Consider the following 25,751-nt stretch of genomic DNA (forward strand, 5'->3'; position numbering starts at 1 on the left):
AACCGACGCAGCGCCGGTTGTGAGTTGCAGCTGGGAGTAGTGCGTCCACACGGTTCCATCGAAGACGACTGGCATAACAGCCATCCTCCTCGACGTTCCCAGCGTCGCGTCCCATATGGGGATCGTTCAGCGGGCCGCTGAGCCGGCAGGTGTTGCTCTCGGACGCGTTACGGGTCGCGGCCGAGAGCAGGGCGACACCGGCGGCTCCCCGCCGGTCTGGCGCGTGCGGCGTCAGCAAAGTCCCCACTTCTCGACCGCACCGCCACAGTGGAGCCACCTGCGCACTGCCCGAGCGTCATCCGAGCTGGATGCTGCTGCGCAGTTCACCGCCACTCCGCGTCTCGAGCGTTCACCGGTCAGGTCCGGGCGATGCTCCTGGGGAGTGATGCCGTGTCAGCTGGTGGGGGAGACGTCCGGTGCGACGGTTTCCGGGAAGTCTGCCGGGGTGTGCGCCGTCTCGTGCGTGAGGGTGTCGACTGACCAGGTGCCCGCGTGTAGGCGCAGCGTCGCCTCCTGCGGGAACGAGTAGGCGTACTCCGGAGCCGCTTCGCCGGTCTCGTACGGGCTCCGCTGAAGGGTCGTGCTCTCGGTGAACGTCACCGTGGCCGAGTCGCCCGTGATCTGCACCGAGTCCAGCGACACGTCGGTCTCGAACGCCGTGAAGGACTCCCCGAGCTCGAGGTAGCGGTCTCGCTGAACGCGCAGCCGGGCGTCATCCTCCACGATCACCGCAAGCCGCCCCGGCGTCGAGGTCGATTCCGGGACGCCGAGGCCGGTGAGCTGCGGCGATCCTTCGACCAGGCTCTGAGCGTTCCGGTGCTCGAGGTCTGAGATCAGTGCCGTCGAGATAGCCTCGTTCTGCGACGACGAGGATGCGAGGCCGGCGATCACCGCTGCGCCGGCTCCCGCGACGCACACAGCGCTCAGGGCTAGGACAAGCACTCTGGCAGGGCGCACAGCTCTCTCCTCACGGGAAGCCGATGACCGGCTGCTGCGAGCCTATACACCACGGTGTGACTACCCGAGGAGGGACAGCGTCGTCGCCCCGATGAACGGGCTATGACGACGTCGGTTCGGAGGGCGTACGGTGACGGGCGTGGACGACTCCAGCGACCGAGCGAACCGGTGGGCGGTCGGCCTCGGTGTCGTCGTGCTCCTACCTGCCGCTTTGTGGACGATGGTGAGCAGCGTCCTAATGGGCTTCGCGACGGACTCGTGCGCAAGCGCGAGGCCCTGCGACCGCGGACTGGCTGATGCGGGCATGGCGGTCGGCTTCTTCGGCGCCCTCGGCGTCTCCGTGGCTGTGATCGCGGCGTTCCTCTTCAAAGTCGGGCCGCGCGGGGTCAGCGCGTGGATCCCGTGGACGGGCGTCGGGCTCATCGTCCTCACTGGCATGGCTGCCCAGCTCCTGGTTCACGCTGCCACCTGAGCATTGTCGCGGCCTTGAATGTGCACGCTGCGGTCCCTGCCTGCCCTAGCGTTGCCTCATGGTCGCGTCTCGGCCTGAAATGCGCAGCGCCGTTCCGAAAGGGGAGTGTCTGTCGCGGGTCATCAAGAAGCCCACCGGCTCTTAGGCTGACCCGATGAGTTCCCCGGCACCGACCCGCCCGTTCGTGGGCGCTGCTCGCGTCGCCGTCGGTGCAGCGGCGATCGCGGTGATCCTCCACACCTACGCCTTGAGCATCGCGGCCGGCGATCCGAATCCGTTCGACTACTTCGGCTACTTCACGAACCAGACCAGCCTCCTCGCGAGCGCGGTGCTCATCGTCGCCGGATCGGTCGCGCTCGCCCGCCGTCCGACGCCGGTGTGGCTGAGCTACGTCCGCGGCGCGGCGACGGCCTACTCGATCGTCGTCGCCGTGATCTACAACACCCTCGTTCCCGGTACCGGAACGGCTCCGCCCTGGGTCAGCGCCGTCCTGCACGTGGTGCTCCCCGCGCTCGTCCTCCTCGACTGGATCGTCCTCGCCGACCGCGGACCGCTCTCCTGGCGCCGGCTGTGGGTGGTCCTGCCCTACCCGATCGTCTGGGTCGTCGTCGTGCTCGTCCGCGGAGCGACCGACGGGTGGGTGCCGTACGGTTTCCTGCTCCCCGAGAACGGAATGCCGTCGCTCGTCCTGCACGTCGCCGGGCTGACCTGCGCGGTGCTCCTCGCCGGCGCACTCGTCTGGGCACTGAGCCGACGCCGCACCTTCCACCTCATCTAGTTGATGTCCCAGCGGAGTAACTTCTTGACTCAGCTCAGTTCACAGATCAGACACTCACCCGCAGGTAGGGGCGCTGACCGGCCGCGGCGATTGAGGCGAGTGTCGAAGCGAGATCCTCGACGAGGCGGTGCACCTGCTCGGGTGACCATCCCTCGAGCTCGTACGACGCATCCTCCCACTGCCGCGCTGCGGCGGCACGACCCGTCTCACCTGCGGCGTCTAGCGCGCCACCCAGGCCGGTGCTGACTGCGATGACGAAGCTCTCGTAGTCATCGGTCGCCGCAACCGGCTGGTACTGGGCCGCGGGAACCTCGAGCGCTGGTGTCGAGGTCAGGATGCCTTCGAGCTCCCAGAGTCCGGTCGGATCTATGTCGCAGACGAGACCGTCCGATCCCGACAGCGCCGCGCCCGCCTCTTCATCGGAACCAGCACCAAACACACTCGCAAGAATTCCCATAGCAGTCAGCGTCTCACATAGCACCCAGCGTCTCACGTAGCACCCAGCGGTGCGCATGTGGCGGGGGACACGCGGTCGTGCGGTGCTACCTCACCTACGCCGAGGAACCAGGTCCGCAGGCTTCGCACGGCGGCTAGCGGAAGCGGTGACCCACCGTTCGTAGCACTGGAACAGCTGAATCGCGCCGACGGCTGAGACGACAAATCCGATCAGAATTCCCATGAGCAGGACTGGGCTGAGCTGGCCCCCTGTCTGATTCAAATCTGCACGAACGCCGGCCTGAAACTGCAACAGCGAGCAGATCACGGCGATCACAACACCCGACGCGAGCAGGCTCGAGCCCTTGAGCACTTCCACCATGACCACCCTCGGTCGTGAAACTACCGCAGAGTCTCCCACCCGACACCGCCTCGACCCTTATGGAGATCGTTCAATGGGCCGCTGCCGGCGGGTGTTGATCTCAGTCGCGCTGTGCGTCGCGGCCGAGAGCAGGGCGACACCGCCCCCCGCCGGGCTGTCGCGTGCGGCGTCAGCTCAGCGATGCCAGGATCTGGCTGGCGAGTGGCAAGCGCGCTAGGTCTCAGGCGGGTATTCTCCGCGCGTGGACCTGAATGACCGATCGAGCGCGGAGTTGGAAGAGATGATCACGGCAGTGTGCCGTCGAGTGCGTCGACGAGCGCGGGCCAGTTTTGACTTCGGTCTGGCGGCCGGTCTCGCGGGAGGCCTGCTGCTGGGCAATCTTTTCTTCGGGGGCCCCTCCACGCAGGCTCTTACCCCGATTTCCGTCGGCTTGCTCGTCATTACGGCGCCGCTCGCGGTAATCGCTACCTACATGAACACGGTGAGGCGTGCCCCGGACTTACAAAGCATCCATGACCTGCAGGAGATTCTCTTGCGCCGAGAATCTGCTTCCTGAGCGCGCCAGGTCCACATCGAATCGTTAGGCTTCTCACCTGCTGTCTGGCGACCCTCCTCTCGGCCGCGGTTGTTAACCAGTAATAGGGTCGGCTGGTGGTCGTGCCGTGCCGTCATACTGAGCACGTGTCCATCAGTTCGCGGGTGTTGCGTTACGCATCCGCCTATGCGCTACTGCTCGTCGTCGTCGCGATCGTGTTGCTGAACACGTGGCCCGACTTGTGGGACGAACCACTCGTTCTCGTCGTCCTCGTTCCACTCATGATCATGGCAACGGCTTACCCGAGCTTGCGTCACCAGCTTCCTCCTGAGAGGAGCGTGCGCGAAGGGCAACAGGAGGGCCGTTCCATCCGCGCCGCTGCGTCCAAGGGCGCTCACTCCGCTGACCTAGAGCCGGACGAAGCGCCGGGGCTTTTCGACTCGCCCGCTCGCCAAGCACTCATGGCAGCAACAGTCACCGCCGCCGTGGTGATCGTGCTGGCTCTCATCAGCGTCGTGCAACCGGCGCTAGATCGAGGGTGACGTCACTGTCGCTCCTGGAGCCAGGAACGTCCCGTTACGGGATCGTTGACCGGCAGAGGGGGCGCTGCGCTATGTCGTCGCTCGTTCTTCCTTCGACTCGGTGATGAGCTCCTGCTTGCGTTCGGCTCTGAGCGCGACGACGGTTCCCGCGAGAGCGAGTGCGGCGGCTGCGGTGAAGAGGGCGGTGGCGTCCCACCTGTAGTGACGGATGGTGATGCCTGGTGAGGTCTCGCTGGCTGCGTAGGTGCAGGACAGGCCGAGCGGGTAGAGGATCTTCTCGCCCGACACGCGGCTGGAGTAGAGGTCGATCCCGTCGGGGTACTCGCTGTGCTGGCACTGCACGGCGGCCGGGTCCCAGCCGGTCTGGATCCAGCCGATCGTGTGGGTGAGGAGGGCGACTGGGGTGCCGATCACCATCGCGAGGATGCCGAGGGTCTTCGCGGTCCGCAGTTCCATCCCGTCAGAGTAGGGCGGACGCTACCCACCACGCGCGTCCCGAAAGGGGATGGGTGGCCGGTCACCCACTGAGCAGCCCGGTGGCTGTGGCGTATTCGGCGCAGTACCGTCAGCGAATGTTCTTCCACTCGAGTAAGCGCGATTCGCCGCAGTTGCGTCCTGAGCTCGAGCGGTTTCGCGAGGCTGTCGCTGAGGCGTCATTCGAGGGTGAGCTAGCGGGCTACTTCTCGGTGCAGGTCGGTGCTCACCTCGCGGCCAGCGGCCCGTGGTGGAGGCGGGAGCTGAGTGATCCGCGATGGGGGATCGCGTGGACGTTTTTCTATGAGCCTGCTTTCGATGAATCCCATCCGCGCGTGGGCCCGCCGTACGAGGACGGTTTCGAGCTGGGTGATGAGTCGGTCTTCGATGAACTACTCGGAGGTTCGGTCGACGTCCGGGGTCGGGTGTACTCGCTGCGTTGGATCGACCGCGCGAGCGAGCCGGAGCTGTGGGCGGACAACTACGGGTACATGCCAGCGAAGCCCGGAGTTGGAATCCCTGTACGCGTGTCGAGAGTGCGTCGTCGAGACCGTGGAGCCGGATCTCTCGTCGGCAGGCGGCGTCCCGTATGGGGGTCGTCGTCCGGCCGCCGAAGATCACGTCTCGACGTGCCGAGAACTCGCGGCTCTCATTGTCCCGTTAGACCCGCCCGATGAAATGCCCGATGACGGGGTGTCAAATGACACACTGTTCGGATGGCAGCTCTCGTGGGATACGCCCGCGTCTCGACGGACAAGCAGGACGCGACCGCACAGCGCGATGCGCTCGAGGCGGTCGGCGTTCCGTCGGACCGGATCTATGTCGATTCCGGCCTCACGGGTCGCAATCGTGATCGTCCTGCGCTGCGCGAAGCGCTGGCAGCGTGCGACACCGGATCGACGTTGCTCGTGACAAAACTCGACCGGCTCGCGCGCTCGATCACCGACGCGCGCGACATCGTCGACGAGCTGACGCGCCGAGGGGTGAAGCTCAGCATCGGGGGATCGGTCCATGATCCGGAGGACCCGATTGGCCGGCTGCTGTTCAACGTCCTTGCGATGGTCGCCGAGTTCGAGGGCGACCTCATTCGCTCTCGCACGAAGGAGGGCATGAAGATCGCGAAGGCGAAGGGTCGGCTGCGCGGGCGGGCGCCGAAGCTCTCGCCGAAGATCGAAGCGCATCTGGTCGCTGAGCATCACGCCGGCAACTACACCGTCGCGGAGCTTGCGACCGAGTTCAAGGTCGCTCGATCGACCGTGTATCGGGCGGTGCAGCGTGCGCAGTTGAAGGACGCGCGGACCGTGGAGGTCGCGCTGGCTCTCCCACCGGCGGACGAGTCTCTGTGAGCTCGGACGCTTGCCGGATGGCGGGCGAGAGAGCTCTGGCGCGCCTGGAGCAGCTGTACGCCGAGATGCCCGCGCTGTCGTGCCTCGGGCTCTGTGAGCAGTCTTGCCACCAGCACATCGATGCCTCTGGAGCCGAGCGGCGCCGACTGCTTGAACATGGCGTCGACCTCGACGCACCGACCGCTGATGGCGCCTGCCCAGCGCTGATTCGAACCTTCGGCAGAGGGCGCTGCAGCGTGCATGCGATTCGGCCCACAATCTGCAGATTGTGGGGGTCGTCCGCGGCGATGCCCTGCCCTCACGGGTGCGTACCCGAGGGTGGGCGGGTCAGCGATGCCTAGGCGATGCGGTGGATGCTCACCAGTTACGATATCGGCGGCCACGGCGATACCTCACCCGAGGTGCGCCGGCTGCTCGAGCAGTGCCTCAACGACGAGTACGCCTCCGCGCTACTCAGCCGATTCCTACGCGGCGACCGGAGCATCTCGGCACAACTCCGCGAGCGGATCCTCCAACTCTGGCGCTGAGCACGATCAGCTGTAGACGTCAGTCGAGCGGTGCGAAGGTGTTGCGTCGTGTCTGAACCTCGGCGCAGATGCGTTGCGCAGCGGACGAACCGGCCCGATTGCAACGCGAGCCGCGCCATCGCGGACGTGTTGCGTTGGGGAGTAACTCAGCTAGACGACGCGTGCATCATCTGCTTGATGAGGTAGGAGGACTTTCCTTGCGTCGAGCGAGAAGAACGGTCGCCCCGATCGCGAAGGCGGCAACCATCACGCCTCCAGCTGTCACTGCGACCGGCGCCAGGGCTGGCCGAAAGCCGACGAACAACCATACCTCGTTGAACTCCGACTAAAGTATAGTGCAGCGGCTTTTTTGACTACTTCTCAATGAGGTTATCGAGCCACGAGAAGGCACGGATGGCGAGCACACGGAAGGCGGATGCGATGCCGTATCGCGTTTCACATTTGCGTAGATGGTTCTTCCGGTTGTGCCGGGCCCTCAGTAAAGCTCTCCGATCCTTTGCTAGAATAGTTTGCTCTTTTCGAAATTCAGATTTCCCTATCATTACTCTCACCGGTCTTCTTGTTAGCTGTGCGGTAGCAGTAAACCTTATCCCGAGTTCTAACAGGCCCGTTCCGCAGCTATCAATTTTTGACACCATAAATGTCACCATTTCCGGCAGCACGAATAGTATTTTGACGTCATACTCATGGGGTGCCGACTTGAACCATCTTGGAGCCAACCAAAAGCGAGTCAGTAACGCAATGATCTACGTGCACGCCGCTCCAGGAAAGTGGTTGCAAGTGAAAATAGAAGCCACCACCGAGAAGGGTGGATTACTTCAATCTTGTTATGAGGAATTACCGGGCAAACCAGACTACGAAATTATTGACGAACGCCGAACAGAAAATGGCTGGACCGAAACTGCTTCATGGGTTGTCGAAGATTATCAAACCTTCCGGTGTGATCTTGACGTATCACTCCTATCGAACACGGACGGCGCTACGACCGCATTCACTTCACCAAACGTTTGGGTTAATTATCGTTTAGCTGGCCCTTACCCCACAGAGACGTGCTTCAGTTCAACATCCGATAATGGGTACCGCAAATTGGACTTTCCTGAAGCGACAGAGTTCGCAGGTCAAGAGTGTGAAACACGCAACCCCTCACCGTCCGGCCATTCCTCGGACTTTGTTCCGTACGTGATTGAGTACGAAGATTCAATGCCGGAGCGCGCAAATCAGAACACTCGCACGCTGATGTTCGGTGTGCTGCTCGGTCTTGCGGGAGGTTTTGCGGCCAGTCTTGTTGCTTGGGGAGATTCGCGCCGTCGCGACCGTCGCGAGGAGACACAAAAACAATAAGAGAGGTCAAAGCCCGGCAAGCGCCTATTGCGCGGCTGATCTCGGAGGACCAGCCCGCGCTTTAGTCGCTAGCCAGTTCGCCAATTAGGGTGCGACCTGTGAGGTGGGATGTACTTCACTTAGACGTGAGTATCCACAAACCGATGTACGTGATGTGAAGGGGTGGTTTGGGCGAGAGCCTGTCCAAATGAGCAGCGGCTGGTGCGCGTGCAGTGGTGGCTGCGAGGTTTGATCATGTGTGGCGTAGAGGTGCCGGTGCTGCCATGGCCGCGCCTCCCTCTTCGGGCGGCCGGTTGGAGGGCCGGCTATGACTAGCTGAACCTCAGCAAGCTGACATAATCTCGCTTATGAGAAGCGGCAGTGGGAAGCGCCCGGGGGAGCGCGCAAGCCCTATACCGCCTTCGACGGGCTTGCGTACCGTCGCTGACGACCCGCACCACTCCTCGAGGCACCGGACCGGTGCAGAACAGGTGACAGCACATGACTCGCGAGCAGAACATCGCCTCCCAGCAGGCCTTCGGTGAGGCGGTCAACGCCGGCGACTTCGCCGCGTTCGACGCACTCGTCGCGCCCGACTCGGTCGATCACGACCCGGCGCCCGGCCAGGCACCCGGTCCAGAGGGATACGCCGCGTTCTTCGGCGACCTGCGGACCGCGTTCCCCGACATGGCACTCGAGGTCGAGAAGCTCGTCGCGGACGACGACAGCGTCGCGTTCGCCTACACGCTGACCGGCACGCAGACCGGTGTGTTCCAGGGCCACGCGCCGACGGGCAAGTCCGTGAAGATCCGCGGCATGCAGATCAGCACCTTCGTCGACGGCAAACTCGCCGAGCGCTGGGGAAGCAGCGACGAGCTCGGCATCCTCACGCAGCTCGGCCTCGCACCCGGCGCCTAGCCGGCGGGACTCCGACGGGTTCCGAAGCTCGTGTGCAACCACACCTCGGAGCCCGTCGAGCGGAGTGTGTGCGAACAAACTGACATAACGCGGATTATGGGAGACGCGTGCAAAGCCAGGGGAGGGTCTGACGGAGCATCCCGGGTGGGTTGAGATGACCCATCATGAATTGGACTCGCGGTGCCCACCATCCAGAACATCGCCAGGGCGTCGTGGTGCGTGAAGTCGGTGGTCACCTCAGTGCTCCCGGCTCGAAGGGCAGTGACGTCGCCGACGCCGATCCTCAACCACATGAAGTCCCAGCCCCCACGCAGCCTGTCGGTACCGGCGTCTCTCTTCCCCTGCCGCCCTCTCCGCGCGCACACTGTGACGAGGCGCTCGAAGAGTCGCGACGAGAGCGTCCTGAGGGCCACGAGCCGCACGTCGCGCCGGATGATCGAAGGAGTGCCGCGTGGACAATCGAGGCCCGCAGTGACGAGAAATGCGCTCATCCTCGGCGGCGCCGCTGTTCTCCTCGCGTTCGGAGTCGCGGGCTGCACCCCGTCGAGCTCACACAGCTCCGCTCCGGACGCTTCCACCCCGGTCCGCGGCTCGAGTGCGGTCACGACGACACCACCGACCGGCGAGAGCTGCGAGCTCAGCGAGACCTCGACGCTGACGACTCAGGACGAAGTGACAGTGATCGTCGAGCTGACCGACGCCGGCGGCGGATCCTGCGAGCTGCAGGGCACTCCGCAGGTGACGTTCCTCGACGCCGAGGGCACCCAGGCGGCGATCGCTGTCCAGGCGAGTTCAGGCGAGCAGTTCCCGGGAACACCAGTCGAGGTCGACCCGGGCGGACACGCCTATCTCACCTTCCTCTTGGATACCACCGGCTCCTGCGTGCCCACGGGCGCCGCCACCATGCTCATCGCGGTATCCGGTGCTCCGAACACCACGCGAGTCGAACTCGGCTCGACGACGTTCTGCCCGACCGCGGACGACGTCCCGCCACTGTCGTACCCGGTGACGCCCCAGCCCACCACTCTGACCTGACGATCGGGTAGTCCTGAGCGGTGCGCACTCGCTCCCCTTCAGACCGCTCTCGACGAGATGACACACTCTCGATCATCGAATCGAGTGGTCTCGGATTCGACGCAAGGCTGACGCGCCATCACGTCGACGGTGTTCACCACGGGGGCCAGCGCCTCCGTCGGCATGACCCGAGGTGAGCACTGCAAGAAGACCATCGTGACCGCCGCCTCCGACGTTGGCGCGTGTGTCGTACTCCCCGAAGCGATCCTCCGCGGCCGAATCGCAACGATGTCCGGTCGGTCCCGCGAGACCATGGCCGAGGAGATCAGCGCAGCAGCGAAGCCCGCGACGTCGACCACCGCCCCATGGACCGACCGGCGTCCACGGAGACGGAGGCGTCCCTGCCCTCGATCGCCCTCGCCGCATCGAGCCGAGCGGCCGCGGCCTGCTCCTCCGATGCCGCGCGCAGCTTCAAGATGTCCTCCTCGAGCTCCGCGAGGAGCGCGCCCTCTCGATCGGTGGCGGCGACGCAGTCGGTCTCGAGCTTCTCCTCGCGCTCCCGGTACACGGCGGCGCGCTCCCGCGCCCTCTTCCGCGCGGCATCTCGCGGGAGGGGGATCGCGGAGTGACGGACCGCGGCAGGCCGGTCAGAGCAGGCCGGTCAGAGCAGGGCGGTCAGAGCAGCCCGTCCGTGAGGTGGTCCGGCGTGCCGAAGCGGTGGGCCGTGATCGACACGGCCTGCTCGCGGAGGAACGGCAGCAGCTCCAGCCGGCCCGCCTCGGTCGCCTCGCCGGCGTAGACCGCGAGGTCGGGGCGCCCGCCTGTCACGGCCGTCACCGTCGCGGCGGAGGCGCCCAGCAGGCGCACCCGTCCGGCGCCGTGAGCGCGCACCCGCGCCTCCCACGCCGCGTCGTCCTCGACCACGACGGCGCCGGCCGCCGCGTCGAGACCGGCGGCGAGCTGCGGAGGCAGCGCCACGGCACTCGAGACGACCACCCGCGCCTGCGCGGTCGCCGCCGCGACGGCCACCCGCACGAGCGACCCCAGCGGCTCCCCGGGGGCCAGGCGCACCAGCACGGCGGAGTCGTAGCGCACGTGGCGGAACACGTTGCGCTCCGCCTCCAGCCCCGTCACGTCGCGGGGTGCGCCGGCCGCCCACGCCGCCGCGCAGCTGCGCGCCGTGCGCTCGACGCCGGCGAGCTCCTCGGCGGAGAGCTCCGCGCGCGCCGCGGCGAGCAGTCGGGCGACCGGCCCGACGACCGGAGCCGTCGCCTCCGACGGCGCCGCGGTCCAGGAACCCAGGCCGAGCAGGTAGTCCGGCCCGCCCGCCTTGGTGCCCGGGCCGACCGCCGACTTCTTCCAGCCGCCGAACGGCTGGCGCTGCACGATCGCCCCGGTGATCCCGCGGTTCACGTAGAGGTTGCCCGCCTCGATCCCGTCGAGCCAGGCGCCGATCTCCGCCGGGTCGAGCGCGTGCAGGCCCGAGGTGAGCCCGTAGTCGACCTCGTTGACGATCGCGATCGCCTCGTCGAGGGTCGCCGCCGTCATGATCCCGAGGATCGGCCCGAAGTACTCGGTGCGGTGGAACTCGGACCCGCGGCGCACCCCGTCGCGGACGCCCGGGCTCCACAGGCGTCCGGAGTCGTCGAGGCTCCGCGGCTGCAGCAGCCAGGTCTCGCCGGCGCCGAGCTCGGTGAGACCGCGCAGCAGCTTGCCCTCGGCGGGTTCGATCACCGGCCCCATCCGCGTCGCGGGGTCGGTCGGGTAGCCGACCGTGAGGGAGGAGACCGCGTCGAGCAGCTGCGCGCGGAACCGCTTCGAGCGCGCGACGGAGCCGACCAGCACCACGAGCGAGGCGGCGGAGCACTTCTGGCCCGCGTGCCCGAAGGCGCTCGCGACCACGTCCTTCACCGCCAGGTCGAGGTCGGCCGAGGGGGTGACGATGATCGCGTTCTTGCCGCTCGTCTCGGCGAGCAGCGGGAGGTCGTCGCGGAAGGAGCGGAACAGCTCCGCCGTCTCGTAGGCGCCGGTGAGGATCACGCGGTCGACCTGCGGGGAGGCGATCAGGTCGCGCCCCAGCTCCTCCTCCGGCAGACGGAGCAGGCGCAGGGCCTCGCGGGGCACGCCCGCCGCCCACAGCGCCTCGGCCACCACAGCGCCGCAGCGCGCGGTCGGCCCGGCGGGCTTGAGCACCACGGCGGAGCCGGCCGCGAGCGCCGCGAGGACGCCGCCGGCCGGGATCGCGACCGGGAAGTTCCACGGCGGAGCGACCAGGGTTAGCGCGGCCGGGTGGAAGCGGGCGCCGTCGACCGCGTCGAGCTCGAGGGCGCGCTCGGCGTAGTAGTGGGCGAAGTCCACGGCCTCCGAGACCTCGGGGTCGCCCTGGTCGAGGGTCTTGCCGCCCTCGGCCGCCATGACCTCGAGCAGCTCGGCGCGGCGCGCCTCCAGCTCGTCGCCGGCGCGGTGCAGGATGCGGGCGCGCTCCTCGGCCGGGACGTCGCCCCAGCCGCTGCCGCGGGCTCCGGAGAGCACCGACTCCAGCTCGTCGAGGGTGCCGATCGTGGCGGCCTCGATCGCGTCGGCGCCGGCCCGGGAAGCGGGGACGCGCGCGAGGATCGCCTGCGCCCACTCGCGGTTCGCGGCGACGGACGGGTCGGTGTCGGGGGTGCTGCGGAAGTCGCCCGGTCCCGGGCGGCCGCTCGCGGCGAACCGGTCGGGCACGCGGTGCGCCGGGGGGACGGCCCCGTCGAGGGCGGCGACGGAGGCGCGGAACCGCTCCTCCTCCCGCGCGAAGAGCGCCGGGTCGGCCTCGAGCTCGAAGACGGCCGACATGAAGTTCTGGCTCGACGCGCCCTCCTCCAGCCGGCGGATCAGGTAGGCGATCGCCACGTCGAACTCGGCCGGCGCGACGACCGGCGTGTAGAGAAGGAGCGAGCCGACCGTGCGGCGCACCGCCTCCGCCTGGCCCTGGGCCATGCCGAGGAGCATCTCGTACTCGATGCCCTCGCGGACGCCGCGGGTGCCCGCGAGCAGCCACGAGTACGCGACGTCGAAGAGGTTGTGCCCGGCGACGCCGACCCGCACGTTGCGGATCCGCTCCGGGTGCAGCGCGTAGTCGACGACCCGCTTGTAGTTCGTGTCGGAGTCCTGCTTGCTGCTCCAGGTCGCCAGCGGCCAGCCGTGGACCGAGGCCTCGACCTGCTCCATCGGCAGGTTCGCGCCCTTGACCAGGCGCACCTTGATGCCGGCGCCGCCGCGGGCCCGGCGGGCGGCGCTCCACTCCTGCAGGCGGATCATCGCCGAGAGCGCGTCGGGCAGGTAGGCCTGCAGCACGATGCCGGCCTCGAGGCCGAGGAACTCCGGCCGGTCGAGGATGCGGGTGAAGACCGCGATCGTGAGGTCGAGGTCCTTGTACTCCTCCATGTCGAGGTTGATGAACTTCTGCGGGGAGGACGCGGCGGCCCGGGCGAACAGCGGCGCCAGCTCCTCGACGATGTCGTCGACCGCGGCGTCGAAGGCCCACGGGTTGTGCGGGGCGGTGCTCGAGGAGACCTTGATCGAGACGTAGTCGACGTCGTCGCGGGCGAGGAGCCGGTGCGTCCCCTCCAGGCGGCGGTGGGCCTCCTCGCGGCCGAGGACGGCCTCGCCGAGCAGGTTCATGTTGAGCCGGACGCCGTCGCGGCGGATCGCGGCGATGGCCGGGCCCAGCCGCGAGTCGGTCGCGTCGATGATCAGGTGGCCGACCATCCGCCGCAGCACCCGGCGCGCGATCGGCACCACGACGTCCGGGAGGAGCGGCGCCATCACGCCGCCGAGGGCGACGGCGCCGCGCATCGGGGCCGGGAGGAACGACGGCACACCGCCGGCGATCGCCTTCAGCGCGGCGGCGGCGACGCGGGTGTCCTCGGGGCGGACGACGCCGTCGACGAAGCCGACCGTGAAGTCGAGGCCCGACGGGTCCTTCAGCACGCCGGCGAGCTGCGCCCCGGAGGCGTCGATCGGGATCGCGGACGCCTCGCGCAGCCAGCGCCGCACCAGGGCGACGCTCTCGTCGACCAGGCGGGGATCGATCGAATCGGCGGACGGGCCGTCGGCGGCGGGGCCGGTGGCGAGAGCGGGGCTGGCGAGATCCGTCATGGTGCGGTCCTTCTGCTCTGAGGGGCGATCTGCGCTGAGGGGCGGTGCCTTCAGTATTCGACCGACTACCGTTGAGCAGAAGCGACCGTTCCTTACCGGTACCGGTCAGCTCAGCTGACTGATCGGAGAGACGCCGTGCTCGATGTCCGCCGCCTGGTCCTGCTCCGCGAGGTGGCCATCCGCGGCACTCTCGCCGCCGCGGCCGAGGCGCTCGCCTACAGTCCCTCCGCCGTCTCGCAGCAGCTCGCGGTGCTCGAGCGCGAGGCCGGCGTCGAGCTGCTGCGGAAGGCGGGACGGCGCGTGCAGCTGACGCCCCAGGCCGAGATCCTGGTCGAGGCGGCCGGCGAAGTGATGGCCCTGCTGGAGCGGGCGGAGGCGGCGCTCGCGGCGTCGGGGGAGTCGGTGACCGGGCGGGTGCGCGTCGCGGTGTTCCAGTCGGCCGCGCTCGCGCTCATGCCGGGCGCGCTCCGGGCCGTCGCCGACCGCTTCCCGGAGGTGCGGGTCGAGATGGTGCAGCGCGAGCCGGAGGGCGCGCTGCACGAGACGTCGTGGGCGCGGGAGTTCGACCTCGTCGTCGCCGAGCAGTACCCCGGCCACTCGACCTCCTGGCTGCCCGGACTGGTGCGCAGCGACCTGACGACCGACGCGATCCGCCTCGCCGTGAGCCGCGACTCCGCCGTCGTCGACCTCGCCTCGGCCCGCGACTCCGCCTGGGTGATGGAGCCGCGCGGCACCGCGAGCCGCCACTTCGCCGAGCAGACCTGCCGGGTGGCGGGCTTCGAGCCGGACGTCCGCTTCGAGACCGCCGACCTGCAGGCGCAGATCCGCCTCGCCTCCTCCGGCCACGCCGTCGCCCTGATGCCCGACCTGGTCTGGGCGGGCGAGGCGCCGGACTGCCGTCTCCTCGAGCTGCCCGGCGCGCCGCGCCGGACCATCTTCACGGCGCAGCGGGAGGCGCAGCTGGCGTCGCCGGCGGTGCGGGTGTTCCGGGAGTGCCTGGCGGAGGTGGCGGGGCGGTACGCCTGAGCCGTCCACCCCTGTCGGCGATCCGCGAGGAGCGCTGGACTGGATGCGGCCCGCACGGGGGACCGTCACGGCGGACCACGGAGGACGACCGGATGCGGTCCGCACGGCCCGCACAGGAAGAAGGAATCATGACCACCTGGCTCATCACCGGCTGCTCGACCGGGCTCGGCCGCGCTCTCGCGACCGCGGTCCTCGCCCACGGGCACCGGGCCGTCGTCACCGCGCGCGACGTCGACTCCGTCCGCGACATCGCGGAGCCGCACCCGGAGACGGCGCTGGCGCTCCCGCTCGACGTCACGGACGACGCGCAGGTGGTCGCCGCGGTGGCCGCCGCCGAGGAGCGCTTCGGCGGGGTCGACGTCCTCGTGAACAACGCCGGCTACGGCTACCGCGCCGCCCTCGAGGAAGGGGAGGAGGAGGCCGTCCGACGGCTGTTCGACACCCACTTCTTCGGCACCGTCCGCACGGTCACGGCCGTGCTGCCCGGGATGCGCGAGCGCCGCTCCGGCACGATCGTGAACCTGTCGTCGATCGGGGCGCGGATCTCTCCCGAGGGATCCGGCTACTACGCCGCGGTGAAGGCCGCGATCGAGGCGGCGACCGAGTCTCTGCGCAAGGAGGTCGCGCCGCTGGGGATCCGCGCGTTCTCGGTGGAGCCCGGCGGGTTCCGCACCGACTTCGCGGGCCGCTCGCTGACGCAGTCCGCGACTCCGATCGCCGACTACGCCGAGACCGCCGGCCGGCGCCGCAAGGAGAACGACACGGCGCACGGCACGCAGAAGGGCGATCCGGCGCGGGCCGCCGAGGCGCTGATCCGGGTCGTCGAGTCCGAGACGACGCCGTCCCTGCTCCTGCTCGGCTCCGACGCGTCCGACGCCTTCCGCGCGGCTCTCGACGCGCTGCGCGCCGACGCCGACGCGTGGGAGGAGCTGAGCCGCGGGACGGACTACCCGGACGGGGAGTAGCGGGGGCTGGGCGGGTGCCCGGCGGGCTCCGAGGGTCGGAGGGCTGAGACGGGCTCCGAGCGCGGCGGGCGAGGTGCCGGAGCGCGCCGACGTCCCTCCACAGGGTCTGCTCGGCACCCGATCGCCGCTTCCGTGACGATTCGTCGGTTCGATGTCGGTGGTCGCTGGTTCAATACGGGTGTGACGACGATCAGCGGGACGGCAGCAGCGGAGGCGGTGCTCGGCGAGGTGCGCGAGCGCGGCGACCGCGCCGCCGAGCTCGCCCGCTCGGCGTCCCCGCTGCTCCTGGCGGCCGCCGAGGAGCTGCATGCCGGGCACAGGGCGGCTCTGGAGCACCCGGAGTCGTTCGCCCGAGGTGCGGCGCCTTTCGCGTCGAGCGATCTCGTCGAGCGGTCGGTCCGCGCGGAGTTCGCGGTCGCCCTCGGAGTGTCCGAGCAGGTCGCCTCCCGCGAGCTCGACCACGCCCGCCTCCTGGTCGAGGACCTGCCGTGCACCCGGTCCGCGCTCGCCAAAGCGCGGCTGCGGTGGGAGGCGGGGCAGGCGGTCTGCGATCGCGGCCACGCTGCCTCCGGGGTCACGGGCCGCGTTCGACGAGCGGGCGGCCGAGCTCGCCGCCCGGTCCACGCCGACGCAGCTGCGGCGGGCCCTGGCGCGTATGCGCGAGGAGCTCCACGAGCAGCCCCTCGCCGAGCGCCACCGCCGTGCCCGCGAGGACCGGGCGGTCTGGCTGAGCCCCGAGGTGGACGGCATGGCGACGCTCTGCGCGCTGCTCCCGGCTCCGGTGGCGCTGGGCGCGTACGGCCGCCTCGACAGGATCGCCCGGATGCTCCGCGACGGCGCGGAGGGAACGGAGTCGGACAGATCGGGCCCGTCCGTGCCGACTGTCGGCGAGGGCGACGAGCGCACCCTCTCCCAGCTGCGCGCCGACGCTCTGGCCGACATCCTCTGCGACGGCGACATCGTCGGCACCGTCCCCGAGGACGCCCGCGCCGAACGTCCCGCGCCGACCGTCGTGCCGGGCGTCCGTGCCGACGTGCGCGTCACCCTGGCCGCGAGCACCGCCTCCGGCCAGGACGACGACCCGGTCGAGCTCGAGGGCTACGGGCCCGTTCCGGCCGAGGCCGCTCGGAGCCTGCTGCCCGCGACCGTCACGAGGGTCCTGACCGAGCCGGTCACGGGCGCTGTCCTGTCGGTCGGCCGCACCCGCCGCCTCCCGCACCGCGAGCTGCGGCTCCTCCTCCAGCTGCGCGACGTGACCTGCCGGTTCCCCGGCTGCACGCGCTCGGCCACGACCGCCGAGGCCGACCACGTCGTCGAGTGGCGCAACGGCGGCGGCACCGACCCGGACAACCTCGCCAGCCTCTGCGTCGCCCACCACCACGTCCGCCACGGCGACCGCTGGACCTACGTCCTCCATCCCGACGGCACCGCCGACTGGACCACTCCCACCGGGCGCCGCATCACGACACGGCCGCCGGGTCTCCCCGCACGACCGCCCGAATCGGTTGCGCTCCCGAGGTTCGACCACCCGCCGCCGTTCTGACCGCTGCACGCTGCCGCGGATCCGAGGAACCGCGTGCATCGACGTGCCCCCGAGACGCCGTGGCGACGAACGCACGAGCACGTGGCGCCGAGCACCGGAGCACATGGCGCCGAGCGCCTGAGCAGGTCTCGCCGAGGGCGGCGCGATCGAGCGACGATCCGACACCCCCCTGCCCTGCAGTGACCCCCGCGGGAAGTCCGGCCCAGCGACTCCGCCGCTCCCCGCTACGCCGCCAGGAAGCGGTCCGCCGTCCGCAGCGAGAGCGCCATCGTCGCGAGCGCCGGGTTCGCGATCAGCGCGCTCGGGAACACCGAGTTGTCGCACACCCAGAGGTTCGGCACGTCGAAACTGCGGCCGTCCGCGTCGATCACGGCGTCGCCCGCGTCGGTGCCCATCCGCACGGTGCCGAGAGTGTGCGCCGTGCGCGCCATCACCCGCGTGCTCGTCGCGCCGGCCGCCTCCACGATCGCGGTCATCGTCCGGATCGCGTGCCGGTCGATCGCCTCCTCGTTGGCGCCCGCCGAGAACGTGATGCGCGCCTTCGGCACCCCGTGCTCGTCCAGCTCGTCGGTCAGCTCCAGCCGGTTGCCGTCGGCGGGCAGGCACTCGGCGTTGATCCCGACGCCCGCCGCGAAGCGGTAGCCGTCGAGCGCGTCCATCAGCTCGGGACCCCAGAGTCCCGCGCCGCGGGCGAGAGTCGTCGCGTAGGTCAGCGGCATCACTCCGAGACTCTGGATCAGGTAGCCGCCCGCGAAGTCGGCGTCGGCCGGGCGGACGGTGTCCTCGGTGATCACCGAGGAGGGGTAGCCGCGGTACCCGCGCATCTCGCTCTCGAACGTGCCCCAGACCTGGGTCGCCCCGTGCGCGAGGAAGTTCCGGCCCACCTGCCCGCTGCTGTTCGCGATGCCCGTGTGCAGGAGGAGCCGGGGCGTCTCGACGCCGCCCGCGCAGAGGAACAGGGCGGAGCAGCGCTGCCGGTGCTCCACTCCGCCGCTCGTGTAGACCACGGCGCACACGCGGCCCGCGGCGTCCAGCTCGATCCCGTGCACGAACGAGTCGGCCCGGATCTCGGCACCGGCCCGCACCGCCACCGGCAGATAGGTCACGTCCATGCTCGTCTTCGCGCCGGTCCGGCAGCCCTGATGGCACTGGCCGCAGTTGACGCAGGAGGGGCGGCCGTCGTCCCGCGGGCCGCTGAGCACGGCGGCGGGCGCGTCGGTCGCGCGCATCCCGATCGCCGCGCAGCCGCGCAGCATCATGTCGGCCGAGGCGTTCCGCGCGAGCGGGCCCTGCAGGTAGCGACGCGACGGGTCCCACGGGTACTCGGCCGGGCCCGCCACTCCGATCGTCGCCTCCACCGTCTCGATGTACGCGGTGAGCTCGGCGTGCTCGATCGGCCAGTCGCGGCCGACACCGGAGTCGCTCCGCAGCCGCAGGTCGCGCGGGTCGGGGCGGGGCGTGAACGCGCCCCAGTGCAGCGTCGAGCCGCCGACGCCGCGGCCGCTGTTGTTCTGCCCGAAGGCGGTGGGGGTCTCGCCTCCACTGAGGCGCTCCTCCATCCAGTTGATCTCGACGGCCGCCGTCTCGTCGGCGGTGTGGCCGAGCGGGTCGAAATACGGCCCGGCCTCGAGGGCCACGACCCGGAGTCCGCGAGCGGCGAGCACCGAGAGCAGGGGCGCTCCGCCGGCTCCGGTGCCGATCACGACGGCGTCGACCGCCTCGTCGAGCGGGAAGCGGCGCATGCCGGTCGTGTTCATCGGTGACTCCTCGTCGTCGGTTCCCAGGTCTCGCGGTCGTCGGCGCCGAGCAGGCGGAAGCCCGTCACGAGCGGCAGGGTGTCGCCGCCGCTGGCGTAGCCGTCGTAGCCGATCCGCGCCATCGACGCGGGGTGGGCCAGCCACTGCTTCACGAGGTCGACGCGGCAGTCCTCGAACCAGGCGGTCAGCTGCTCGGCGCCGAGCCCGCCGGCCGAGGGGTCGCCGAGCTCCGCGGAGCCGTCGGCGATCGCGGTGAGGCGGGCGTCCTGCTCGGCGGGGCCGAGGTCGGCGAATCCCCGGAGGGCGTCGAGCGCCAGACCGTAGGCGATCGGGTCGGCCGGCAGGTCGGCGTTGCGCCAGCCGTCGCCCTCGCCGTTCGCGAGCTGCGTGTCCACGCGGGCGGCCAGGTCGATCCGGCCGCCCTCCTGCGGGACGACCCGGTCGGCGATCGCACGCAGCTCCGCGAGCTGGGCGACGGTCAGGGCGCGCGGCGCGTACTCCGGGTCGTCGGCGAGCGCGCGCACGGCCAGCAGCCCGCGCACCCGCGTGGAGGTCCGGGCGGAGGCGATGGCCGCGCCGGCGTCGGCGGGGACCGACGGTGCCGTGCCGGCCTCCTCCTCCCAGAACCGGCGGATCGCCGCCGCCACCTCGACCGGGCGCTCGAACGGCAGCAGGTGGCCCGCCCCGGCGAGCGTGAGCAGCCGAGCGCGGGAGTAGAGGGAGCCGTTGAGGCGGCGCTGCGCGTCGGCTCCGAGGTCGCCGTCCTCACCGCCCGCGATCAGGAGCGCGGGGACGGCCTCGAGCTCGGCCTCGCCGGTGCGGTCCTCGCGGCTGCCGTGCTCGAGCCAGTCGCGCCAGCCCTCGGGGGAGTAGCGGCGCAGCTCGGCCAGCACCTCGGCGTCGGCGTCGGCGGGCAGCGGTGAACCGACGTTCTGGTCGACGAACTCGCGCGCCTGCGCCTCGTCGAGGGGCCCGTCCTCGACCCAGCCGAGCATGGTCGAACGGCGCTCCTCCTCCATCGGCTCGGGCGAGAGCGGCGACCCCGCGAGGAGCACGACGCCGGCGAGCCCGAACAGCCCCGAGCGGCCGGTGACCGTGCGCGAGGCCACGAGCGAGGCGATCTTCCCACCCATGCTGTGCCCGAGGAGCAGCCAGCGGGAGGAGCCGTGCGCGCGGATCCGGCGGATCGTGGCGGCGGTCATCTCCTCGAGCGAGGTCCCGGATCCACCGGGCAGGTCGAGCGCGACGAGGTCCGCGACGTCGGCGAGCTCACGGGCGAGCGCGTCGAAGGCGCGGTCGTCGAGCCCGAGTCCGGGCAGAGCGAAGAGGGCGGGGCGGGGGCTGGTGGACACGGGCGTCCTGTCGGATCGGTGGGGAGCGGGAGGGGAGCGGCGGCGGGGGCGGCCCTCCTCATCCGACCACAGCGCGCCCGCGCGGCCCGACCCTTGCGCCGACGGCCGTCTCGTGCAACCGCGCTCCCTCCTCGCCGCCGCGGGAGTCAGAGCGGGGAGGCGAACACCACCAGGTTGTCCCGGTAGCGGCCGATCGCCGCGTCGTACTCGCCGCCACAGGTCACGAGGATCAGCTCCTCCTCGAGGGTCGCGCCGAAGACGCGGGCGGTGGGGAACGCGGCCTTGGCGTGCGACTCGACCGCCGTGACCCGGTAGCGGTGGTCGGAGCCGTCGACTCCGCTCACCGCGATCTCGTCGCCCGGGGCGAGCTCGCCGAGGCGGAAGAAGACCGCGGGACCGGACCGCGAGTCGACGTGCGCCGCGATCACGGTGCGGCCGCTGCCGCCCGGGCGCCCGCCTCCCGAGAACCAGCCGACGTCGTCGTAGTCCGCCGGCACCTCCATCGCCCCGTCCGACTGGATGCCCAGGGCGATCAGCGGCTCGTCCAGGCCCATCGCGGGCACGCTCAGCCGGGCGGGCTCGACGCCGACGGTGCGCGCGGGCGCGGCGGCGGCGGGGTCGGGCGCGGTCACCGGCGACGAAGCGACCGGGGGAGCAGAAGCGAGGACCGGAGGCGCGGGCGCGCTCGCGGGCGTCGCCGCTCCTCCGCTCCCGTCCGCGGCGGCGCACCCCCCGAGGAGCAGCGCGGCGCACAGTGCCGCCGCGCCTCTCCTCGACCGGGTGCCCACGATCAGGAGGCGGTGCGCCGGCGGGCGACGACCACTCCGGCCGCGCCGAGGGCGGCGACGGCTCCGAGGCCGGCCAGCGCGGCGAGACCGGACGGGCCCGTGGCGTCGCTCCCGGCGGCGGTCGCGCCGCCACCGGTCTGGAGGCCGCCGACCGGCACCTGCGAGAGCTGGCCGCGGACGACGCCCGCCGCGTACGAGGCCGTGTGGGAGTCGCCCGCGAAGGCGGCGGGATCGGCCTCGAGGGCCTTCAGTGTGAATCCGGCACCGGTGTCGGCCCCGTTCGCCTGGATGCCCGTGGTGAAGGGGCCCTGCAGGCAGCCGCTGCTGGTGCGGGGGCCGTCGCCGACCGGCGCCGGGTTCGGGAACGCGATGCGCGGCGGGCCCGCCTTGCCCAGCGCCGCCTGGTGGATGTGCGTCGCGGTCTTCGCCGGGCTCTGGTAGTCGCCGGTCACGCCGGTGAGGGTGATGTCGTAGCAGATGACGTCCAGGTCGCTGTTGACCCGGAAGGTCATCTCGCCCGTGGCGCCGGGCTGGCCGGGAGTCGCGGCGGAGTCGGCGTTCACGACCTGGTCGGGCGTCGCCATCACCGTGAAGGCGCTGGTGAAGGAGGACGGCTCGGCGACCTCGGTCTCGGCCTGGGCCGGTGCGGCGGCGAAGAAGGAGGCGGCCGCGACGGCGGTGACGCCGCCGAGGGAGAGCAGGCGGCGGCCGGCGCGGTTCCGCGCGGGGGACGTCTTCGTCATGGTGGAGCCTTTCGATCGCGAGCGCCGAGCGGGCCCGATGCAGGGAGTACGGCCGGAACCGGCGCTGCGTTCACTCCATCTGAGAGGATCTTCACGGAGACGGTCCTCGCCTCCGATGAACGCCGCCGCCGTCGCGGCCGTACCCCCTTCCGGCGGACCACCGGTCCGGACGAGGAGGCGGTGTGGCGCGGACGGCGACGGCACGACGAGACGAAGGGCCCGCGATGCCGCGCGAGCACTCGGAGGTCCCGCCTCCGGTGGTGCGCCTCGAGCCCAGGACGGCGGAGTTCGATCCGGCCGCCGCCTTCGACGAGCACGGGTCCGCCCTGCTCGGCTTCGCGCTCAACGCCCTGCGCGACCGCGGCCTCGCCGAGGACTGCGTGCAGGAGACGTTCCTGCGCGCCTGGCGCTCGCGGGCGAGCTACTCCGCCGAGCGCGCCAGTGCCCGCACGTGGCTCTTCGCCATCGCCCGCAACGTCGTCGTCGACGTGCACCGCTCGCGCCAGCGCCTGCCGCGCCTGGTCGAGGCCGAGGTGCTGGAGGAGGTGCCCGCGGAGGACCGCGACCCTCTCGAGCCGCTCGCGATGGCCGAGGCGCTGGCGCGGCTCTCCGCCGAGCACCGGCAGGTCGTCGTCGCCGTCCACCTGCACGGCGAGACCTACGCCGAGCTGTCGGCGGCGACGAGCGTGCCGATCGCCACCCTGCGCAGCCGGGCCTTCTACGCTCTCCGAGCGCTCCGCGGTCACCTCGCCGGCGCCGGACCCACCGACGAGGAGAGACCGTGACCGACCGAGACCAGCCCGACGGCCGCCGCGAGGAGCTCCTCGCCGCGGCCCTCGCCGGGGACCTCTCCGCCGAGGAGGCGCGCGAGTTCGAGCTCCTGCGCGCCGCCGACCCCTCGATCGACCGCGAGCTCGCATCGTTCGGCGCTGTGGTCGACCGGCTCGGCGCGCTGGGCCGCTGGGAGGAGGCGGAGCCGTCTCCGGAGCTGCGGTCGCGCGTCGCCGCGCTCGCCGGGGAGCGGCCCGAGCGCACGGCGCGGGTGCGCGCCCCGCGCCTCCGTGCCCCGCGCCTCCGTGCCCCGCGCCTGCGCGCCGTCCTGGCCGTCGCCGCGGCGGCCGCGCTCCTCGTCGTGGGCGGCGTCGCCGGTGCGGCTCTGCGGTCCGCCGGCGAGCGCCCCGTCGCGGGACCGCCCGGGACGCTCGGCGCCGTCGAGGCGATCGCCTTCGACGAGCGGACGGCCGGCGTGACGCTCGACGGCTCGCTGGTCGCGCACACCTGGGGCACCGAGACGATCCTCCGCGGCACCGGGTTCGCGCTCGGCGAGAGCTACGACCTCGTGCTGGTCACCGGCTCCGGCGAGCGGCTCCGGTCCGGCTCCTTCCTCGGCAGCTCCGCGGAGCTCGACTGCGAGATGAACGCGGCCGTCCTGCGCGAGTCCGTCGCCGCCGTCGAGATCACCGACGCCGGCGGAGCGCTCGTCGCCTCGGCCGCCCTCCCCGCCGTCACCTGAGAGCCGGCGGTGCAGGCTCCCGGCGCGGCTTCAGCTCGCTGACGAGCGTGCCCGCGACGATGAACCCCGCGCCGAGCAGGGCGAGCGCGGGGAGGCGGTCGCCGGCGAGGCGGCCGATCAGGCCGGCCCAGACCGGTTCCGCGGAGTAGATGATCGTGGCGCGGGACGGCGAGACCGAGCGCTGAGCCCAGTTCATCGTCAGCTGGATCAGGCAGCTGCTCGCCCCGAGCGCGAGCGCGGGGATCAGCCAGGCCCACGAGAACGCCGGGACCGCCTCGCCCGCGAGCGGCATGGACGCGAATCCGAGCGCGCCGGCCACCAGCAGCTGCACCACGGTCACCCGCCCGAGGTCCACCCGTCCGGCGACGAGGCCGATCAGGATGATCTCCGCCGCGATCGGCAGCGTGCTCACGATCGTCGCCACCTCGCCCGCTCCGAGCGCGACGCCCGGCTGCGGGCCCGCGATCAGCAGCAGTCCGACGAACGCCAGGGCGACGCCCACCAGCGTCAGCACGTTCGGCCGGCGACGGAACACGACCCACTGGAGCAGCGGCACCAGCGGCACGTACAGCGCGGTGAGGAACGCGGAGGTGCTGCTCGTGATCGTCTGCAGCCCGTAGCTCTGCAGGCCGTAGCCCGCGAAGATCATCACCCCGATCGCGACGCCGGCCGCGAGGTCGATCCGCCGCATCCTCCGGAGCGACCGGTGGAACACGACCGCGCTGATCAGCCCCGCGATCGCGAACCGCATCCCGACGAAGAACAGCGGGCCACTGTGCTGCATCGCCACGTGCACGGCGAGGAAGGTCCCGCCCCAGATCGCGGTGATGCCGATGAGGGCCCACTCCGGACGCGAGAAGCGGAGGCCCCGGAGCGAGATGTGCATCATTCTGCACATCCTAGGAGCCTCGGGGGCTCCTCGGTGCAGAATAGTGCGCATGTCGGCTCCTGTCCTCGCCCATCTCGGCGGCAATCTCCGCCTCGCGCGGCGCGGAGCCGGGTTGAGCCAGTCCGCACTGGCGGAGCGCTCGGGCATCAGCCGGAGGACGATCGTCGCCGCCGAGGCCGGCGAGGCGAACATCTCGCTGACCGGAGTCGACCGCCTCGCGACCGCCCTCGGCACCACGTTCACGGCACTCGTCTCGGCCCCGGGATCCGCGCCCGCGGCGATCGACCAGGTCGCCTGGCGGGGAGCGGGCGAGGCGAGCGTCGCCGTCCTGCTCTCCTCCGTCCCCGCGCGCCGGGAGGCCCAGCTCTGGACCTGGACGCTCGGCCCCGGGGACCGCTACGACGCGCAGCCCGACCCCGAGGGGTGGCACGAGATCCTGCTCGTCACCGCCGGCGCGCTCCTCCTGGAGCGGGAGGGCGAGGAGCCCGTGCGGCTGGAGCCCGGACGGCACCTCGCCTTCCCGACCGCGCGGCACTACTCCTACGTGAACGCGGTGGACGCCGTCACGACGCTCGTCCGGATCGTGGTCGACTGACGGGTCGGCGCCTCAGGCCCGCGAGCGCAGGGTCTCGAGCAGCGCCGCGGGGCGGACTGGTCACGACCAGGCCCTCAGTGCAGCGCGAGCGACACCGCCAGCACCACCATCACGACCGCCACGGCCGCGTCGAGGATCCGCCAGGCCCCGCGGCTCCGGAACAGCGGCCGCAGCGCCCGCGCCCCGAAGCCGAGAGCGGTGAACCACAGCACGCTCCCGGCCGCCGCCCCCGCCCCGAACCACCAGCGCTCGTCGCCGTGCGTGTTCGCCACCGACCCGAGCAGCACGACCGTGTCGAGGTAGACGTGCGGATTGAGCAGCGTGAGCGCCAGGCAGGTGCCGATCGCCGTGCGCAGCGACGTCGAGGCGCCGGCCGGATCGCCGTCGAGCGTCCCCGGCCGCAGCGCGCGCCTCGCCGCCAGCACCGCGTAGGCGAGGAGGAAGACGATGCCGCCCCAGCGGATCACCACCAGCAGCCACGGCGCCGACTCCAGGACCGCGCCGATCCCCGCGATGCCGAGCACGATCAGCGCCGCGTCGCAGAGCGCGCAGATCGCGACGACGGCCGGCACGTGCTCGCGGCGGAGCCCCTGGCGGAGCACGAAGGCGTTCTGCGCACCGATCGCGATGATGAGAGAGAGGCCGAAGCCGAGGCCGGAGAGAGCGGCGAGGAGGGGGGACACGCTCCGACGCTAGGGCCGGGCCCTCCTGTAGACCAGCTCATGCTCCTTCAGTACCGTGAG

Annotated in this window: 27 protein-coding genes; 15 read left to right on the forward strand and 12 right to left on the reverse strand. The window is 71.0% G+C overall.

Features of this window, described 5'->3' with window-relative positions; translation table 11 throughout:
- Positions 1-393: 393 nt before the first annotated feature.
- On the reverse strand, positions 394-891 hold the full coding sequence (locus C5C24_RS09515; RefSeq protein ID WP_146082570.1) for a hypothetical protein: 498 nt from the start codon (positions 889-891) through the stop codon (positions 394-396).
- Between the two features lie 205 nt (positions 892-1,096).
- On the opposite strand from C5C24_RS09515, the gene C5C24_RS09520 reads away from it, so the two are divergent.
- The gene (locus tag C5C24_RS09520) at positions 1,097-1,429 is read left to right on the forward strand and encodes a hypothetical protein (RefSeq protein ID WP_146076580.1); all 333 of its coding nucleotides are present in this window, start codon (positions 1,097-1,099) and stop codon (positions 1,427-1,429) included.
- A 154-nt stretch (positions 1,430-1,583) separates the two neighbouring features.
- A complete protein-coding gene (locus C5C24_RS09525; RefSeq protein WP_104250060.1) occupies positions 1,584-2,207 on the forward strand; it encodes a Pr6Pr family membrane protein in 624 nt (207 codons plus the stop codon).
- A gap of 46 nt (positions 2,208-2,253) precedes the next feature.
- Here C5C24_RS09525 and C5C24_RS09530 read toward each other — a convergent pair whose 3' ends face one another.
- Together C5C24_RS09530 and C5C24_RS09535 are read right to left on the reverse strand one after the other, a co-directional pair.
- The gene (locus tag C5C24_RS09530) at positions 2,254-2,664 is read right to left on the reverse strand and encodes a hypothetical protein (RefSeq protein ID WP_146082571.1); all 411 of its coding nucleotides are present in this window, start codon (positions 2,662-2,664) and stop codon (positions 2,254-2,256) included.
- 90 nt (positions 2,665-2,754) lie between these two features.
- Positions 2,755-3,024: a hypothetical protein gene (locus tag C5C24_RS09535; protein WP_104250058.1), complete on the reverse strand. Its 270-nt coding sequence runs from the start codon at positions 3,022-3,024 to the stop codon at positions 2,755-2,757.
- A 241-nt stretch (positions 3,025-3,265) separates the two neighbouring features.
- Here C5C24_RS09535 and C5C24_RS09540 point away from each other — a divergent pair, with 241 nt between their 5' ends.
- Positions 3,266-3,580 carry a hypothetical protein gene (locus tag C5C24_RS09540; RefSeq protein ID WP_146076581.1) on the forward strand — a complete coding sequence of 105 codons (315 nt, stop codon included), beginning with the start codon at positions 3,266-3,268 and terminating at the stop codon, positions 3,578-3,580.
- Between the two features lie 125 nt (positions 3,581-3,705).
- Positions 3,706-4,101, forward strand: coding sequence for a hypothetical protein (locus C5C24_RS09545; RefSeq protein ID WP_104250057.1), 396 nt, complete (start codon positions 3,706-3,708; stop codon positions 4,099-4,101).
- A 69-nt stretch (positions 4,102-4,170) separates the two neighbouring features.
- On the opposite strand, the gene C5C24_RS09550 is transcribed toward C5C24_RS09545, so the two are convergent.
- On the reverse strand, positions 4,171-4,557 hold the full coding sequence (locus C5C24_RS09550) for a hypothetical protein (RefSeq protein ID WP_104250056.1): 387 nt from the start codon (positions 4,555-4,557) through the stop codon (positions 4,171-4,173).
- A 734-nt stretch (positions 4,558-5,291) separates the two neighbouring features.
- On the opposite strand from C5C24_RS09550, the gene C5C24_RS09555 reads away from it, so the two are divergent.
- The 5 genes from C5C24_RS09555 to C5C24_RS09570 all read left to right on the forward strand — a co-directional run bounded on the left by C5C24_RS09555 (position 5,292) and on the right by C5C24_RS09570 (position 9,721).
- Positions 5,292-5,921, forward strand: coding sequence for a recombinase family protein (locus C5C24_RS09555; RefSeq protein WP_104277749.1), 630 nt, complete (start codon positions 5,292-5,294; stop codon positions 5,919-5,921).
- Positions 5,922-6,274: 353 nt separating this feature from the next.
- A complete protein-coding gene (locus tag C5C24_RS17945; RefSeq protein WP_181110252.1) occupies positions 6,275-6,448 on the forward strand; it encodes a hypothetical protein in 174 nt (57 codons plus the stop codon).
- 741 nt (positions 6,449-7,189) lie between these two features.
- Entirely contained in the window at positions 7,190-7,789 is a 600-nt protein-coding gene (locus C5C24_RS17655) for a hypothetical protein (protein WP_146082572.1), read from the forward strand.
- 480 nt (positions 7,790-8,269) lie between these two features.
- Positions 8,270-8,686: an ester cyclase gene (locus C5C24_RS09565; protein WP_056045707.1), complete on the forward strand. Its 417-nt coding sequence runs from the start codon at positions 8,270-8,272 to the stop codon at positions 8,684-8,686.
- A gap of 471 nt (positions 8,687-9,157) precedes the next feature.
- Positions 9,158-9,721 carry a DUF4232 domain-containing protein gene (locus C5C24_RS09570; protein WP_181110250.1) on the forward strand — a complete coding sequence of 188 codons (564 nt, stop codon included), beginning with the start codon at positions 9,158-9,160 and terminating at the stop codon, positions 9,719-9,721.
- A gap of 304 nt (positions 9,722-10,025) precedes the next feature.
- Here the strand turns inward: C5C24_RS09570 and C5C24_RS09580 are convergent, their stop codons facing one another.
- Positions 10,026-10,268, reverse strand: coding sequence for a hypothetical protein (locus C5C24_RS09580; protein WP_104282277.1), 243 nt, complete (start codon positions 10,266-10,268; stop codon positions 10,026-10,028).
- Between the two features lie 107 nt (positions 10,269-10,375).
- On the reverse strand, positions 10,376-13,837 hold the full coding sequence (locus C5C24_RS09585) for a bifunctional proline dehydrogenase/L-glutamate gamma-semialdehyde dehydrogenase (protein WP_104304821.1): 3,462 nt from the start codon (positions 13,835-13,837) through the stop codon (positions 10,376-10,378).
- A 135-nt stretch (positions 13,838-13,972) separates the two neighbouring features.
- Between C5C24_RS09585 and C5C24_RS09590 the strand changes: the two genes are divergently transcribed.
- From C5C24_RS09590 to C5C24_RS09600, 3 genes are all read left to right on the forward strand, one after another.
- Positions 13,973-14,863 (forward strand): LysR family transcriptional regulator, encoded by an 891-nt coding sequence (locus C5C24_RS09590; protein WP_104304822.1) that lies wholly within the window; start codon positions 13,973-13,975, stop codon positions 14,861-14,863.
- Between the two features lie 128 nt (positions 14,864-14,991).
- Complete coding sequence (locus tag C5C24_RS09595; protein ID WP_104277755.1) at positions 14,992-15,828, forward strand: oxidoreductase; 837 nt, start codon at positions 14,992-14,994, stop codon at positions 15,826-15,828.
- Between the two features lie 307 nt (positions 15,829-16,135).
- Positions 16,136-17,371: an HNH endonuclease signature motif containing protein gene (locus C5C24_RS09600; protein WP_104304823.1), complete on the forward strand. Its 1,236-nt coding sequence runs from the start codon at positions 16,136-16,138 to the stop codon at positions 17,369-17,371.
- 224 nt (positions 17,372-17,595) lie between these two features.
- Here the strand turns inward: C5C24_RS09600 and C5C24_RS09605 are convergent, their stop codons facing one another.
- The 4 genes from C5C24_RS09605 to C5C24_RS09620 form a co-directional block, all read right to left on the reverse strand.
- Complete coding sequence (locus C5C24_RS09605; protein WP_104304824.1) at positions 17,596-19,128, reverse strand: GMC family oxidoreductase; 1,533 nt, start codon at positions 19,126-19,128, stop codon at positions 17,596-17,598.
- Positions 19,125-20,480, reverse strand: a complete 1,356-nt coding sequence (locus tag C5C24_RS09610) for an alpha/beta hydrolase (RefSeq protein WP_104277758.1) — start codon at positions 20,478-20,480, stop codon at positions 19,125-19,127. The genes C5C24_RS09605 and C5C24_RS09610 overlap by 4 nt, the downstream gene beginning before the upstream one ends.
- A gap of 146 nt (positions 20,481-20,626) precedes the next feature.
- Positions 20,627-21,112 (reverse strand): class F sortase, encoded by a 486-nt coding sequence (locus C5C24_RS09615; protein ID WP_258065130.1) that lies wholly within the window; start codon positions 21,110-21,112, stop codon positions 20,627-20,629.
- A 158-nt stretch (positions 21,113-21,270) separates the two neighbouring features.
- Entirely contained in the window at positions 21,271-22,011 is a 741-nt protein-coding gene (locus tag C5C24_RS09620) for a CHRD domain-containing protein (protein ID WP_104304826.1), read from the reverse strand.
- A gap of 224 nt (positions 22,012-22,235) precedes the next feature.
- On the opposite strand from C5C24_RS09620, the gene C5C24_RS09625 reads away from it, so the two are divergent.
- Together C5C24_RS09625 and C5C24_RS09630 are read left to right on the forward strand one after the other, a co-directional pair.
- A complete protein-coding gene (locus C5C24_RS09625; protein WP_104304827.1) occupies positions 22,236-22,796 on the forward strand; it encodes a sigma-70 family RNA polymerase sigma factor in 561 nt (186 codons plus the stop codon).
- A complete protein-coding gene (locus C5C24_RS09630) occupies positions 22,793-23,524 on the forward strand; it encodes a hypothetical protein (RefSeq protein ID WP_104304828.1) in 732 nt (243 codons plus the stop codon). Before C5C24_RS09625 ends, C5C24_RS09630 begins: the two co-directional genes overlap by 4 nt.
- Here C5C24_RS09630 and C5C24_RS09635 read toward each other — a convergent pair.
- A complete protein-coding gene (locus C5C24_RS09635) occupies positions 23,517-24,413 on the reverse strand; it encodes a DMT family transporter (protein WP_104304829.1) in 897 nt (298 codons plus the stop codon). The two genes, C5C24_RS09630 and C5C24_RS09635, sit on opposite strands and share 8 nt — an antisense overlap.
- A 49-nt stretch (positions 24,414-24,462) precedes the next feature.
- Here C5C24_RS09635 and C5C24_RS09640 point away from each other — a divergent pair, with 49 nt between their 5' ends.
- A complete protein-coding gene (locus C5C24_RS09640; RefSeq protein ID WP_104304830.1) occupies positions 24,463-25,008 on the forward strand; it encodes a helix-turn-helix domain-containing protein in 546 nt (181 codons plus the stop codon).
- Between the two features lie 74 nt (positions 25,009-25,082).
- Here C5C24_RS09640 and C5C24_RS09645 read toward each other — a convergent pair whose 3' ends face one another.
- On the reverse strand, positions 25,083-25,691 hold the full coding sequence (locus C5C24_RS09645) for a LysE/ArgO family amino acid transporter (protein ID WP_104277765.1): 609 nt from the start codon (positions 25,689-25,691) through the stop codon (positions 25,083-25,085).
- Between the last annotated feature and the right edge of the window lie 60 nt (positions 25,692-25,751).

The sequence above is a fragment of the Rathayibacter sp. AY2B3 genome, assembly GCF_002931755.1.
Taxonomy (GTDB): domain Bacteria; phylum Actinomycetota; class Actinomycetes; order Actinomycetales; family Microbacteriaceae; genus Rathayibacter.